The sequence below is a fragment of the Bradyrhizobium sp. AUGA SZCCT0169 genome, from assembly GCF_018130085.1.
In the GTDB taxonomy this organism is placed as follows: domain Bacteria; phylum Pseudomonadota; class Alphaproteobacteria; order Rhizobiales; family Xanthobacteraceae; genus Bradyrhizobium.
On record NZ_JAFCMC010000009.1, the window covers coordinates 154469 to 167777 of the forward strand.

Consider the following 13309-nt stretch of genomic DNA (forward strand, 5'->3'; position numbering starts at 1 on the left):
GGCAAGCCCTCCGAAGGGCCGCTGGCGACGGATCAGGAAGGCGGCGGCGATATCGGCCGTCGTCAGCCTGATGACGGTCGGCGCGTTCGCCGGCTGGGTCGCCTCGCTCGGCCCGCTGCCGCTGGAGCAGGCGCGCAAGGTCTCGACCTCGATCATCGACCGCAACGGCAAATTGCTGCGCGCCTATGCGATGGCCGACGGCCGCTGGCGGTTGCCAGTCGATGCCAAAACCGGCGTCGATCCCGGCTATCTCAAGCTGCTGCTGGCGTATGAAGACCGCCGCTTCCACTCGCATCGCGGCGTCGATCCGCTGGCGCTCGGCCGCGCGGCGCTTCAGCTGGTGACGCGTGGCCACATCGTGTCCGGCGGTTCGACGATCACGATGCAATTGGCGCGGCTGATGGAGCCGCGGCGCGAGCGTTCGGTGTACGCCAAGCTGCGCCAGATGGTGCGTGCGATCCAGATCGAGCGGCAACTGAACAAGGACCAGATACTCGATCTCTATCTGGCGCTGGCGCCGTTCGGCGGCAATCTGGAGGGCGTCCGCGCCGCGTCAATCGCCTATTTCGGCAAGGAACCGAAGCGGCTGTCGCTGGCGGAGGCGGCGCTTCTGGTGGCGCTGCCGCAATCGCCGGAGACGCGCCGCCTCGACCGTCATCCCGAGGTCGCCCGCGCCGCGCGCGATCGCGTGCTTGAACGCATGGTGAATGAGCAGCGCGTAACCGAAGACGACGCGGTTCAGGCCAAGGCCGTCACCGTGCCCCGGCTGCGCAAACCGATGCCGATCCTGGCGCCGCATTCCGCCGACCAGTCGATGGCGACCGTGAGGGATACGCCGGTCATCAAGCTGACGTTGGATGCAGGCCTGCAGAAGACGCTTGAAGCGCTGGCGCGCGACCGCGCGATTGCGCAGGGGCCGAACATTTCGGTCGCCATGATCGCGGTCGACAATGAAAGCGGCGACGTATTGGCGCGGGTCGGCTCATCGGATTATTTCGACGAGCGGCGGGCCGGGCAGGTCGACATGACCCGCGCCGTGCGCTCGCCGGGATCGACGCTGAAGCCCTTCATCTACGGTCTCGCCTTCGAAGATGGCTTTGTGCATCCGGAGAGCCTGATCGACGATCGTCCGATCCGGTTCGGCTCCTACGCGCCCGAAAATTTCGACATGACGTTTCAGGGCACGGTCCCCGTACGCAAGGCGCTGCAATTGTCCCTCAACGTGCCGGCGATCGCGCTGCTCGACCGCGTCGGCTCCAGCCGGCTGTCGTCGCGGCTGAAGCAGGCCGGCGGCAATCTGGTGCTGCCGAAAGACGAAGCGCCGGGCCTTGCCATGGGCCTCGGCGGCGTCGGCGTTACCCTGCAGGATCTGGCGCAGCTCTATGCCGGGCTGGCTCGGCTCGGCACCACCAAACCGCTGCGCGAGATCATGTTCGCCAAAGACGAGCGCGATCCGATGCGGCTGATGGATCAGGCCGCGGCCTGGCAGGTCGGCAACGTCCTGATCGGCACGCCGCCACCGGAAAACGGCGTGCATAACCGGATCGCCTTCAAGACCGGCACCAGCTACGGCTATCGCGATGCCTGGTCGGTCGGCTTCGACGGCCGCATCACCATCGGCGTATGGGTTGGGCGTCCCGACGGCGCGCCGGTGGCCGGGCTGGCCGGCCGTACCGCTGCCGCACCGATCCTGTTCGACGCCTTCGCCCGCACCGGAAAGATCGTTGCGGCATTGCCGAAGCCGCCGAAGGGCGCGCTGATCGCTGGCAATGCCAAGCTTCCGGTGCCGCTGCGGCGTTTCCGCCCCGTCGGCGAGTTGGTCCGCACCGGCAGCGATCAGGCGCCGCGCATCCAGTTTCCGCTGAATGGTTCGCGGATCGACGTCGACCGTTCCAACGACGGGCAGTTCTCGGCGATGCCGGTCAAGGTCGCCGGCGGCGTGCTGCCGCTGACCATGCTGGTGAACGGTATCGCGGTCGGCGAGATCGGCAGCCGGCGTCAGCGCCTGGTCGAGCCGCCCGGGCCCGGCTTTGCACGCCTCACGGTGATCGACGCGACCGGCGCCGCCGACACCGTGGTGATCCGGGTACAATGAACAGGTACAATTTGACCGATCAGGGGGCCGGGGACACCGCCGGATAGCGGGAACTGCGGTGTTGTTTGCAGTGCGGTTTCATCGTATGCGAACAAGATGGTTGAAACCGTGCAACCCCGGCGATTTGGAGCAGGCCAACAGTCTGTGAAACCTGCGAATTCCAGCCGCAGGCTGCTCGCCGCGTTTGACTTCGCCACGGCCAGCCATTTCCGCGCGATCATCTTCCTCACGCTGTGTGCCATCGTGCTTTTCGTGCCCGGTTTCTTCACGATTCCGGCCATCGACCGCGATGAGGCGCGGTTTGCGCAGGCGACCAAGCAAATGGTCGAAAGCGACGAATATGTTGACATCCGCTTTCAGGATGACGTCCGCTACAAGAAGCCGGTCGGCATTTACTGGATGCAGGCCGCGGTGGTCGAAACCGCGTCAAAGCTCGGCCTGCCGCGGGCGGAATTGCGCATCTGGCTCTATCGCGTTCCCTCCTTGATTGGCGCGATCGGCGCGGTCCTGCTGACCTACTGGACGGCGCTCGCCTTTGTGACCCGGAGCGGCGCCGCGCTGGCGGCGCTGATGATGTGCAGCTGTGTCTTGCTCGGCGCCGAAGCGCGGCTCGCCAAGACCGATGCGATGCTGCTGCTGTCAGTCACCGCCGCGATGGGCGCGATGGCGCGGGTCTATCTGTCCTGGCAGCGCGGCGAGGATCCGGCACGTCCGCCGTGGAGTTCGCCCGCGATTTTCTGGACCGCACTGGCCGGCGGCATCCTGCTCAAGGGCCCGTTGATCCTGATGTTCGTGGGATTGACCATCGCGGCGCTGGCGATCCTCGACCGCTCGGCGGTCTGGCTCTGGCGTATGCGCCCGGTCTGGGGCCTGATGTGGACGCTGGTGCTGGTGCTGCCGTGGTTTGTCGCGATTTTCTGGCGCGCGGGCGATGCATTCTTCACCAATTCGCTCGGCGGCGACATGCTGAGCAAGCTCGCCGCGCAGGAGTCTCATGGCGCGCCACCCGGCCTGTATCTGCTGCTGTTCTGGGTCACGTTCTGGCCCGGTGCGCCGCTGGCGGGGATGGCGGCTCCGGCGGTATGGCGGGCCCGGCGCGAACCCGGCGCGCAGTATCTGCTGGCCTGGCTGGTGCCGTCATGGATCGTGTTCGAACTGGTGATGACCAAGCTTCCGCACTACGTGCTGCCGCTCTATCCAGCCATCGCCATCCTGACCGTCGGCGCCCTGGAGCGCCGCGTGTTGTCGCGCTCCTGGCTGAGGCGCGGCGCGGCCTGGTGGTTTGCGATCCCCGCGATTACGGCCGTGATCGCGATTGTTGCGGCGATCAAGCTGACGCATCAGCCGGTCTTTCCGGCCTGGCCGGTGCTGGCGGCGGCGATGATCTTCGGCCTGATCGCGTGGTGGCTGTTTGAGGAAAGTCGCGCCGAGCGCTCGCTGTTGCATGCCGTGATCGCAGCGATGTGCCTGGCGATCGCCGTCTATGGCATCGTGATGCCGTCGCTGACGACGCTGTTTCCGAGCGCAGGCATTGCGCGCGCGCTGCGCAACGTCGTCTGCGTCGGGCCGAAGGCCGCGGCTGCCGGTTTCCACGAGCCCAGTCTCGTCTTCATGACCGGAACCAGTACGCTGTTGACCGACGGATCGGGCGCGGCGGATTTCCTGGGGCAGGGCACTTGCCGCTTTGCGTTGGTGGAATCGCGCTCGGAGCGCGGTTTTGTCCAGCGCGCCGAAGCGATCGGGCTGCGCTATAACGTGGCGACGCGTGTCGAGGGTTATAACATCTCGCAGGGCAAGGCGGTTTCAATCGCAATCTTCCGCTCCGAAGGCACCGAATAAGATGCCAGCGCCGACCGTCATCGCCGAATCCCAAAACTATCTTTCGCGCTTTGTGGTGCTGGGGTGGCGCTCGCTGGCCCAGCTCGTGCGCACGCCGTCGCACTCGCGGCGGGCCGAGGCGGGCCGCCGGGCGGCGCGTCACGCATTGCTGCTGTCGGCCGGCCTTGGCGCCGCCATCATCGCGTTGATGTTCGTGCTCGATGCCTGGGAGATCGGCCAGATGCCGAAGCGGGGCACGCCCTCGCTGTGGTGGATGCGCATCGTCACCGATTTCGGCAAGGACGAATATGTGCTGGCGGCGCTGGGCGCGCTGTTGATCCTGGTTGCGATAGCAGCACCCGCGTTCAGGGGTATTCAGCGCTCCCTGTTGCTCGGTCTCGGCACGCGTTTACAGTTCTTGTTCTGCGCGGTGATGGTGTCCGCGCTGGTTACCGAACTGATCAAATGGGGCGTCGGACGCGGCCGGCCGTTCGTCGGCGGCGAAGGCAACGTGTTCCATTTCTCGCACTTCAACGGAACAGGGGCGTATTCAAGCTTCCCCTCGGGCCATGCGACCTGCGCTTTCGCGCTGGCCTTTGCCGTGTCGGCGTTGTGGCCGCAGGCGCGGATCACGATGTTCGTCTACGCCCTCGTCATCTGCGCAACCCGTCTGGTGCTGTTGGCCCATCATCCCAGCGACGTGGTTGCGGGCGCGCTGGTCGGCATCATCGGCGCGATGTTCGTGCGCTACTGGTTCGCGGCGCGGCGGCTCGGCTTTGCAATCCACCGCGACGGCACAATTCTGCCACTGGTTGGGCCCTCCTGGGGACGCCTCAAAAGGGTTGCCCGGGGCGCATTCGCCCCATAAAAGCGGACGCCGCGAAGGCCTGACGGAACCGGTTCCGGTTTCAGGTCCAGCAAGCCGTTCCAACCCCAGCCCAACCGATGAGTACAGATTTGCCCTCTTCCGACCAAGCCGCGGTCGCCGTTTCCATCGTTGTGCCCGTGCGCAACGAGGCCGACAACGTCGCGCCGCTGATTGCGGAAATCACGGCCGCGCTGAATGGCCGTTGGGCCTATGAGATCATCTATGTCAATGACGGCTCGACCGATTCCACCGCCGAGTGCCTCAAAGCGCTGATGAAGGTGCACGGCAATCTCCGGCAGCTCCGGCATGAAAAATCCTCCGGACAATCGGCGGCGGTGCGCAGCGGCGTTCGTGCGGCGCGCGGCGCCATTGTGGCGACACTCGACGGCGACGGACAGAACAATCCGGCGTTTCTGCCGGATCTGATTTCGGCGGTCGAGAGCGGCGGCGGCCGCATCGGCCTTGCCGCGGGCCAGCGGGTCGGACGAAAGGATACCGGTTTCAAGAAAATGCAGTCGCGGATCGCCAATGCCGTGCGCAACGGGATTTTGCGCGACGGCACCCGCGACACCGGGTGCGGGCTGAAGGCATTTCCGCGCGAGGTATTCCTGTCGATGCCTTATTTCGACGGGCTGCATCGTTTCCTCCCCGCGCTGGTGCGCCGTGAAGGTTTTGGCATTGCTTACGTCGATGTGATCGACCGCCCGCGCCATTCCGGCGTATCAAATTACGGCTTCTTTGACCGGCTATGGATCGGGATCATGGATCTGGCCGGCGTCTGGTGGTTGATCCGCCGCAAGAAGTCGACGCCCGTTGCGACCGAGGTGACCTGATGCTGATTCAATACGGGCAGGCGCTCGGCGATTATCTTTACGACGTCTTCGTCGCGAAGTTCGATTTCTGGCTGGCGTTCGGCCTGGTCGCGCAATTGTTCTTCACCGCGCGCTTCCTGGTGCAGTGGATCTCGAGCGAGCGCGTCGGGCAAAGCGTGGTGCCGATGGCGTTCTGGTTCTTCTCGATGGGCGGCGGGATGATGACGCTGGTCTACGGCATCGCCAAACGCGAACCCGTCATCATCATCGGCCAGTCACTGGCCACCATCATCTACATCCGAAACATCATGCTGATCGTGAAGAACCGCGCCAGCGCGTCGAAGACGCTGGATCGCTAACCGCTGCGTCCCGCGGCCGGTGCGGGCAGCGCCGCCATGTCGCTTTCGGTAGCACGATAGGCCGCCAGTTCACCGGCGGCATCGAGCACGGGGTAGGCGACCGAGCAGATATGGGAGTGAATCCGCCGGAGATCGCGCAGCACATCGAGATGCAGCGAGGTGGTCTCGATGGTCTCGGGCCGGCCCTCGCGCAGCCGGTCGAGATGCCGCTCGGTGGCGGCAAGCTCGGTGTTGCGTAGCGCGGCCTTCTCGGCCAGCAGCTTGCGGGCCTCATTGACGTCGCCGGACATGAAGACGCCGAACGCGATCCGCAGCGAATCCATCGTGCGCTTGTGGAAGGCCGAAAGCTCTTCGGCGCCCTCGGCCGAGAACTGGAACCGGCGCTTGATCTTCTTGGTCGCAAGCTCGCTCAAATTCTTGTCGATGATGTCGCCGATATGTTCGAGGTTGATGGCGAAGGACACGATCTCCATCGCGCGCTGTCCCTCGCGCTCGTCGAGGCTGCCGCGGGTGAGCTTGGTGACATAGAGCTTGATCGCCTCGTCGAGGCTGTCGACGCTGTTGTCCATCTGCGAGACCTGGTCGACCAGCGCCCGGTCGTTGGTCATCATCGCCGCCATCACCTTGCGCAGCATGACCTCGACATGGTCGCCCATATGCAGGGTTTCGCGCGCGGCATCCGCGAGCGCCAAAGAAGGGGTCTCCAGCGCGCTCTCGTCGAGATAGCGCGGCCGGAGCGGGTCGGTCTCCCGGACGCGCGTCGGCAGCAGCTTTTTCAACAGCCGCGCCATGCCGTCGAGCAGGCCGATGAAGACGATCGCAGTCACGACGTTGAACGCGATGTGGAATTGGGCCGTGGCCTTGGCGGGGTCCGGCTGCCACGACTGCAACAGCTCCGCGATCGGGTTCAGAAACGGCGCCACCAGGGCGATGCCGATCATCCGGTTGGCAAGATTACCCAGCGGCAGGCGGTAGCTGGCGGGGTTGTCGCGGCGGGCGCCTTCGACAATCGGATTGATCGCGCTACCAAGGTTGGCACCGAGCACCAGCGCCAACGCCGCTACGGGTGTAATGAAGTGCGCAAATGCCAGCGACATCACCAGCAGCACGCTGGCGACGCTGGAATGCACCACCCAGGTAACGACGGCACCGACGACGATGCAGAGCACGGGATCGCCGGTGATGGCGTTCATGAACACACGCATGCCCGGTGCGTTTTCGGCCGGCGCCAGCGTGTCGAGCAGGATGTGCAGCGCCAGCAGCATCAGCCCAAGTCCGATCGAGACGCGGCCGATATCCTTGATGCGCGAGCGCGGCCCGGTGCGGAAGGCGACCAGACCGATGATGAACAGGACGGGGGCGACGGCGGCGATTTTGAACGACAGGATCTGCACGATCAGCGTGGTGCCGACATTGGCGCCGAGCATGATGGCAAGCGCCGGCACCAGGCTGACCAGGCCTTCCGACGTGAACGAGCTTGTGATCAGCGCCGTCGCGGTGCTGCTCTGGAGCAGCGCCGTCAGACCGAGGCCCGCCGCAAAGGCGGTGAAGCGGTTGTTGAGCCCCTTCGCCAGCAATTGACGCAGGTCAGGGCCGAACGCGCGCAGGATTCCGCTGTGGACCATGTGCAGGCCCCACAGCAGCAGCGCAACGCCACCCATCAGGTCGAGAAGTACGACGGTTCCCATGCGAATAGCTTCCGGCAGCGCGAGTCGAAAGTTCAGGCTATCGCCAAAAGGCCGCGGATCAACCCTTTAATTTGCCGAAAATTGCTTGCGTGGCCGCAGGCAGAGCACGTGCCGGCAAGAGCCAAAGGCAGCGATCGATCGCGAGCGTGTCAGCACAAGCGCAAGGTAAGCGGAGCTAGAAAACAACCGCTACATTTCGATTACATTGCGATCGGTTCCGCTAGGCCAATTCCAACAATTCTTCTGTAAACGAGAGACACCAACTTTCTCGATCAGGGCCAGGGGCAAAGATGTTAGCGAATCGCCGCAGAAGCGAACGTCGTGTGTGCAGAAACTTTGCGAAGATACAGTTTGGGACCGGCGGGTTGCCGCGCGACTGCATGATCACGGACGTGTCGGACGGCGGAGTGAAGATAATCGCCGAATACCCGGAGATTCCCCCCGAGTTCACCGTGATTTTCTCGACCGGTCAGCGGCCACGCCAGTGCAAGCTCGCATGGCGGATCGGCTGCGAACTCGGCGCTCAATTCGTCGACTAGTACGGGAATGCGGCGAGGCCGGGATCAGAGCCCGGCCCACAGCCGCGTGGCCGATGCTAAACAGGCCATTGCGGCCGCCCATTACCGTAAAGGCGGCCTGCTTAACCCGAATTTAGGGTTAAGCTGTGAGCATTCTGGACAGTCGCCGACGCGGGTCCAGTAAATGTTCCAGAAATTCTTCCAACCATCTGAATTCGCGCGACTTCTTGCGTGTACATCATCCGCGGCGATTCTCGCGCTGGGGCTTAGCGGCTGCCAGACCGCGGTAACGTCGTCGGATATCACTGGCTCGCTCGGTGAGAAAGCCGAAACCAGCCGCACCGCCGACCCGCGCCGCGACCTGGAGGTTTTCGAGGCGCGCTATCGCGCCAACACGAAGGATGCCGACGCGGCCCTGCAATACGGCAAGGCGTTGCGCGCCACCGGACAGAAGTCGCAGGCGGTCGCGGTGCTGGAGCAGGCGACCATCGCCCATTCCAGCAACAAGGCGCTGCTCGCCGGCTACGGCCGGGCGCTCGCTGACAATGGCAATTTTCAGCAGGCCTTCGACGTGCTCGGCCGCGCCCACACCCCCGACAACCCGGATTGGCGGATACTCTCCGCGCAAGGTGCGGTGCTCGATCAGCTCGGCCGGTTCGAGGAAGCGCGGCAGTATTATTCGAGCGCGCTGAGGATCACGCCCAACCAACCGTCGGTGCTGTCCAATCTCGGCCTGTCTTACGTGCTTTCAAAAGACCTGCCGAAGGCGGAGGAGACGTTGCGCCGCGCCCATAGCCGTGCGGGCAATGATGCGCGCGTGCGGGCCAATCTGGCGCTGGTGGTCGGTCTGCGCGGCAACCCGGCCGAGGCTGAAAAGATCGCGAAGGCCGACCTTCCGCCCGAAGAAGCGGCCGCCAACGTCGCGCAGTTGAAGCTCATGCTGTCGCGCAAGGAGAATGCGCGCGCCGAGATGGGCGGCAGGATGCCGGGCGCTGCGTCCGGGCGCTCGAATTGACCGCGGCCGAACGGGCGAAAGGCGTGCGCCCGTCCCGTTGCCCCGCCGCGCCTTCAGCGGCGGCCGCCGGCGCGCAATTTGTTGATGATCGGCATGATCGGCCCGAGCAGCGAACCGCGTGATCGCTTGGTCACGGCGTGGCCTGTCAGGCGTTGCGCCATCTGCAAGAACATCGTGGTGGTGCGATGACCGGCGGAGATTTGCTGGATCATCTGGCCGTTATTGGCCGCCATGCCGAACATCCTTGAATCGAACGGGATAGTCGCAATCGGCTGGCTCTCGATCGCCTTGGCGAATTCGCGCGGGGTGATCTCCGGGCGCTTGTGCATGCCGACCTGGTTGAGACAATAGAGCGGTGGCCGGTCGTTGGGCCGGGCTGCCTTGAGCACGTTCAGCATGTTCTTGGCATTGCGCATGTTGGCGAGATCAGGCTCGGCAACGATCAGAATATCGTCCGCGCCGACCAGCGCGCGCTTGGTCCACGCCGACCATTGATGCGGGACATCGAGCACGATGCAGGGAGTGGTCATGCGCAGCGTATCGAAGATCGCATCGAAGGCGTCCGCACCGAAATCGTAGACCTGTTCGAGCGTCGCGGGGGCCGCCAGCAGGCTGAGACGCTCGGAGCATTTCGCGAGCAGGCGCTCCATCAGCGCGCTGTCGGGCCGATCCTGCTGGAATAGCGCGTTGGCGATGCCCTGTATCGGGTCCTGGTTGTAGTCGAGGCCGGCGGTGCCGAACGCCAGATCGAGGTCGATCACGACGGAATCCAGCGCCAGGTCGCGTGCGATCGCCCAGGCCACATTGTGCGCCACCGTGGATGAACCGACGCCGCCCTTGGCGCCGACCACGGCAACGATCCGGCCGACTGCGACGGCTTCGGACGAGGAAAACAGGCTGCAGATCGCGCGCACCACATCGAGGGTTTCGACCGGCCCGACCACGTAGTCGCTGACGCCGCGCCGCACCAGTTCGCGATAGGGCGTGACATCGGTGGCGCTGCCGATCACGACGACCCTTGTGCCGGCGTCGCAGACGGTGGCGAGTTCGTCGAGACCGTCGAGCATGTCGCTGGAGCCTTCGGTTTCCAGCATGATCACGTTCGGCGTCGGGGCCTTGTGATAGGCATCGATGGCGGCCGCGATGCCGCCCATATGAACGGACAGATGAACCTTGCCGAGGCGACGGTCTTCGCTGGCTGATCGCACCGTTGCGGCAGTCGCAACCGTTGCGCAAAAGGCCTGCACCGACACGCGCGGCGCCGGCGAAATATATTCATCGGCGGGCGGCGTAAGGCCGTGCTCTTCTTCAGAGTCTTTTCGGGACCGGCTGATCATTTACCTGTATCGCTCAGTTTGGCTTTTTCGGATTCGGGATAGGTGGTCGTGGTCGATACACCCTTGCGGTATTTGTCGAAGGCCGCGTTGCGCCGCATCGTGTAGGCGGGGGTTTCGGGCCGCGGCTGCTCGAGGTCCGCCGGGTTGTCGATCATGGCGGCGAGGTTGCGTTGGGTGGCGCAACCAAAATTGTGGTACGGCCGGTTTTCATTGTAACCGGTGTCGTAGATGTTGGGACCGAGGTCCTCCGGCCACAGGCCGCAGGGGCCGGCCACCGCGGAGATCTTCGGATAGATCAGCCTGATGGTCGGAAGCGTTTGCGGGCTATCCGGTTGATAATGACGCAGCCTGATCGCGCTTGACGGCACGCCGCCTGCGGTCAGCATCGCGCGGATTTCCTGGTACGTTGCCTCGGCCGCGCGGGCATTGGCCGTGTTGACCGGCACGTCGGCGATGATCGCGCCGGTGCCTTCGCGGGCCCAGGTCTGGGCCAGTCCCATGACGTCGTTGCGCTGCGGGGCCGAGAGGCCGCCGCGGGCGTGCCCGACGAAAATGACGATCGAGCGGTTACCTTCCTGAACGGCGATCGGATGCCGCTGACGGTAATCGGTGGGAACGGTCGCGGTCACGATCTCGCCGGTCTGCTGGCAGGCCCCCAGCGCAGCGGACAGGCCGACCAGCGCCCCGAGCAGTCGCCAGCTGTGGCGGGAATCGACCTTCGTTTGGGTTGTCATCGTTCTGTCCTCATCCCCGTCCGTGGAGCCGTGCCGTCTTAGTCAATGATGAAGCCGAAATTGCCCTCATAGGCGCCGACCGGCCCGACGCGGGCGGCAAGGCCATAGATCCGGTTGATGCGGGCCAGCAGCGTCGATTGGGAATCGGACGCCGGTGCAAACCCGTCATCGGGGCGGGACAATTCCTTCTGGGCAACCGCGCGGACCACATAGGGCGTGACGAGAACCATCAATTCGGTCTCGTTGTTGACGAAGTCCTGGCTGCGGAAGAGGGCGCCCAGGATCGGGAGCTGGTTGACGCCTGGCAATCCGTTGACCGCCTGCTTGGTCTGCTGCTGGATCAGGCCGGCCATCGCCATCGAACCACCGGAGGGGATTTCCAGCGTGGTCTCGGCGCGGCGGGTCCTGATCGAGGGAATCGTCAGTGCAGCGCCGTTCTGGTTCAGGGTGATGGCATTGTCGGTCGACAGTTCGGAGACTTCGGTCATCACCCGCAGGCTGATCCGTCCTTCGCTCAGCACGACGGGCGTGAAGTTCAGCGAGATGCCGAATTTCTTGTACAGGATCTGCGTCGTACAGATATGCGTGACGGGATCGCAGGAATAACCTGCGGGAATCGGAAATTCGCCGCCGGCGATGAAGGTCGCGGACTCGCCTGATATCGCCGTCAGGTTCGGTTCTGCCAGCGTGCGGACCACGCCGGCGGATTCCATCGCGCGCATGGTCGCGGTGACCGTCGGCAGCCCCTTGAGGATGCTCGAGGCGGCGAGGCCATTGTCAGACACCAGCGGACGGCCGTAGGCGGTGAAGGGATTGTTGTTGTTGAAGTTCACGACGGCGGTGCCGTAATTCATGCTGGCACTGAGATCGACGCCCATCTGCTTGATGATGTCGCGTCGCACTTCGGAAACGTTGACCTTCAGCATCACCTGGTCGCGGCCGCGGACGGCGATGGAATTGACGACCTTGTCGGCACTGCCGACCAGCCGCGCAGCGAGGTCGCCGGCCTGCTGGGCCTCGATCGGGCTCGATACCGAGCCGGTCAGGATGACGCCTTCACCGACGCCTTCGATATTGATCCCCGGCAGCGTTTGCCGGAGCGCCGCCCGCACACCGTTGAGGTCGCGCTTGACCGCGATGTCGTAGGAGCCGACCTGCTGGCCGTCGGCATCGAAGAACACCACGTTGGTCTGGCCGACCGCTGCGCCGATGATATAGGCGCGCTGCGCCGAACGAATGACGGCGTTGGCGATCTTTGGATCGGCGACAAGTACATCCTTCACGTCGCGCGGCAGGTCGACCACCACGGACTTGCCGACGCCGAGGGAGAGGAAGCGTTGCTTGACCGGGCCGATGGCAGAAGTCGTCACCGGATCGTTGCCCGAATCCCTGGACAGCTCCCTGGCCAACTCCCTGTCGAGCTCGGCCGCCACGACCGATGCCAACGGGCTGAGCGCCAGCGTGGCGATGGCCGAAAACAACAAGGCCCCGACCGCAGCCGTCCGCATCGCTGACTGATTACCCCCGAACTTCATTCCCCGCGTCCTTTCGGTCACTTCTGTGCCGTCGATTGGCTCGCAATGCCGTAGCGAACCACGTTGATGCTTGAGCCCCGCTTCAGGGCCTTGCCGACCAGCGCGTTCCTGCCCTCTTTTTTCTTGGGGGCCTGGTCGATCGCCAGCACGATGATGTTGGTCAGGATGATTTCCGATCGGATCGGTTCACCCGCGATGAAGGGGGCACACGCGATCGAGCCGGATTTGGCGACGAGAAGCTCCGTGGTCGGCAGCTGCGCGACCGGCTCGGCAGCGGCGGGCTTCTCGTCCGATCCGCGCGCGGGATAAGCCGAAACGCAGCCCCTGAGAGCGATGGCTGGAACTACGATACCGGCAGCATTCATACGCTTTACTGTCTACTCTTACGCTGGGCGCCATCATCCGCATGGCGTCGACGGCCGTCCCACCCGGCATGACTAACGGGGCAATGGTATAAGGGAACTTGAGGGGTGAATGATTTGGTGGCGAGACCGGCGGGATTCGCCGTCATGGTGAACGCGCGGTTAGTG

12 protein-coding genes are annotated in these 13309 nt (G+C 64.5%); 7 read left to right on the forward strand and 5 right to left on the reverse strand.

What is annotated here, in order from left to right; translation table 11 throughout:
* Positions 1–70: 70 nt before the first annotated feature.
* From pbpC to JQ609_RS13705, 5 genes are all read left to right on the forward strand, one after another.
* On the forward strand, positions 71–2095 hold the full coding sequence (gene pbpC, locus JQ609_RS13685; protein ID WP_409411176.1) for a penicillin-binding protein 1C: 2025 nt from the start codon (positions 71–73) through the stop codon (positions 2093–2095).
* A gap of 96 nt (positions 2096–2191) precedes the next feature.
* The gene (locus tag JQ609_RS13690) at positions 2192–3934 is read left to right on the forward strand and encodes a glycosyltransferase family 39 protein (protein ID WP_212273782.1); all 1743 of its coding nucleotides are present in this window, start codon (positions 2192–2194) and stop codon (positions 3932–3934) included.
* A gap of 1 nt (position 3935) precedes the next feature.
* On the forward strand, positions 3936–4781 hold the full coding sequence (locus JQ609_RS13695; protein WP_212273783.1) for a phosphatase PAP2 family protein: 846 nt from the start codon (positions 3936–3938) through the stop codon (positions 4779–4781).
* A 77-nt stretch (positions 4782–4858) separates the two neighbouring features.
* A complete protein-coding gene (locus tag JQ609_RS13700) occupies positions 4859–5614 on the forward strand; it encodes a glycosyltransferase family 2 protein (protein ID WP_212273784.1) in 756 nt (251 codons plus the stop codon).
* Positions 5614–5952 carry a lipid-A-disaccharide synthase N-terminal domain-containing protein gene (locus tag JQ609_RS13705; protein WP_212209500.1) on the forward strand — a complete coding sequence of 113 codons (339 nt, stop codon included), beginning with the start codon at positions 5614–5616 and terminating at the stop codon, positions 5950–5952. The genes JQ609_RS13700 and JQ609_RS13705 overlap by 1 nt, the downstream gene beginning before the upstream one ends.
* Here JQ609_RS13705 and JQ609_RS13710 read toward each other — a convergent pair.
* Complete coding sequence (locus JQ609_RS13710) at positions 5949–7640, reverse strand: Na/Pi cotransporter family protein (protein ID WP_212273785.1); 1692 nt, start codon at positions 7638–7640, stop codon at positions 5949–5951. The genes JQ609_RS13705 and JQ609_RS13710 overlap by 4 nt on opposite strands.
* Positions 7641–7930: 290 nt before the next feature.
* Between JQ609_RS13710 and JQ609_RS35765 the strand changes: the two genes are divergently transcribed.
* On the forward strand, positions 7931–8179 hold the full coding sequence (locus JQ609_RS35765) for a PilZ domain-containing protein (RefSeq protein WP_192735824.1): 249 nt from the start codon (positions 7931–7933) through the stop codon (positions 8177–8179).
* A gap of 163 nt (positions 8180–8342) precedes the next feature.
* Positions 8343–9173, forward strand: coding sequence for a tetratricopeptide repeat protein (locus JQ609_RS13720; protein ID WP_212273786.1), 831 nt, complete (start codon positions 8343–8345; stop codon positions 9171–9173).
* Positions 9174–9226: 53 nt separating this feature from the next.
* On the opposite strand, the gene JQ609_RS13725 is transcribed toward JQ609_RS13720, so the two are convergent.
* Genes JQ609_RS13725 through JQ609_RS13740 form a run of 4 tightly spaced genes read right to left on the reverse strand, consistent with a single transcriptional unit; the run spans position 9227 to position 13144 of the window.
* The gene (locus JQ609_RS13725; protein WP_212273787.1) at positions 9227–10510 is read right to left on the reverse strand and encodes an AAA family ATPase; all 1284 of its coding nucleotides are present in this window, start codon (positions 10508–10510) and stop codon (positions 9227–9229) included.
* Positions 10507–11244, reverse strand: a complete 738-nt coding sequence (locus tag JQ609_RS13730; RefSeq protein ID WP_212273788.1) for a CpaD family pilus assembly protein — start codon at positions 11242–11244, stop codon at positions 10507–10509. The genes JQ609_RS13725 and JQ609_RS13730 overlap by 4 nt, the downstream gene beginning before the upstream one ends.
* Before the next feature lie 38 nt (positions 11245–11282).
* Positions 11283–12779, reverse strand: coding sequence for a type II and III secretion system protein family protein (locus JQ609_RS13735; RefSeq protein ID WP_212209505.1), 1497 nt, complete (start codon positions 12777–12779; stop codon positions 11283–11285).
* A 17-nt stretch (positions 12780–12796) separates the two neighbouring features.
* Positions 12797–13144 (reverse strand): hypothetical protein, encoded by a 348-nt coding sequence (locus JQ609_RS13740; RefSeq protein WP_212273789.1) that lies wholly within the window; start codon positions 13142–13144, stop codon positions 12797–12799.
* Between the last annotated feature and the right edge of the window lie 165 nt (positions 13145–13309).

Excerpts from the sequence above, each read along its gene's own strand:
- pbpC (WP_409411176.1), top strand. The coding sequence starts at position 71 with ATGACGGTCGGCGCGTTCGCCGGCTGGGTCGCCTCGCTCGGCCCGCTG.
- JQ609_RS13690 (WP_212273782.1), top strand. The coding sequence starts at position 2,192 with ATGGTTGAAACCGTGCAACCCCGGCGATTTGGAGCAGGCCAACAGTCT.
- JQ609_RS13695 (WP_212273783.1), top strand. The coding sequence starts at position 3,936 with ATGCCAGCGCCGACCGTCATCGCCGAATCCCAAAACTATCTTTCGCGC.
- JQ609_RS13700 (WP_212273784.1), top strand. The coding sequence starts at position 4,859 with ATGAGTACAGATTTGCCCTCTTCCGACCAAGCCGCGGTCGCCGTTTCC.
- JQ609_RS13705 (WP_212209500.1), top strand. The coding sequence starts at position 5,614 with ATGCTGATTCAATACGGGCAGGCGCTCGGCGATTATCTTTACGACGTC.
- JQ609_RS13710 (WP_212273785.1), bottom strand. The coding sequence starts at position 7,640 with ATGGGAACCGTCGTACTTCTCGACCTGATGGGTGGCGTTGCGCTGCTG.
- JQ609_RS35765 (WP_192735824.1), top strand. The coding sequence starts at position 7,931 with ATGTTAGCGAATCGCCGCAGAAGCGAACGTCGTGTGTGCAGAAACTTT.
- JQ609_RS13720 (WP_212273786.1), top strand. The coding sequence starts at position 8,343 with ATGTTCCAGAAATTCTTCCAACCATCTGAATTCGCGCGACTTCTTGCG.
- JQ609_RS13725 (WP_212273787.1), bottom strand. The coding sequence starts at position 10,510 with ATGATCAGCCGGTCCCGAAAAGACTCTGAAGAAGAGCACGGCCTTACG.
- JQ609_RS13730 (WP_212273788.1), bottom strand. The coding sequence starts at position 11,244 with ATGACAACCCAAACGAAGGTCGATTCCCGCCACAGCTGGCGACTGCTC.
- JQ609_RS13735 (WP_212209505.1), bottom strand. The coding sequence starts at position 12,779 with ATGAAGTTCGGGGGTAATCAGTCAGCGATGCGGACGGCTGCGGTCGGG.
- JQ609_RS13740 (WP_212273789.1), bottom strand. The coding sequence starts at position 13,144 with ATGAATGCTGCCGGTATCGTAGTTCCAGCCATCGCTCTCAGGGGCTGC.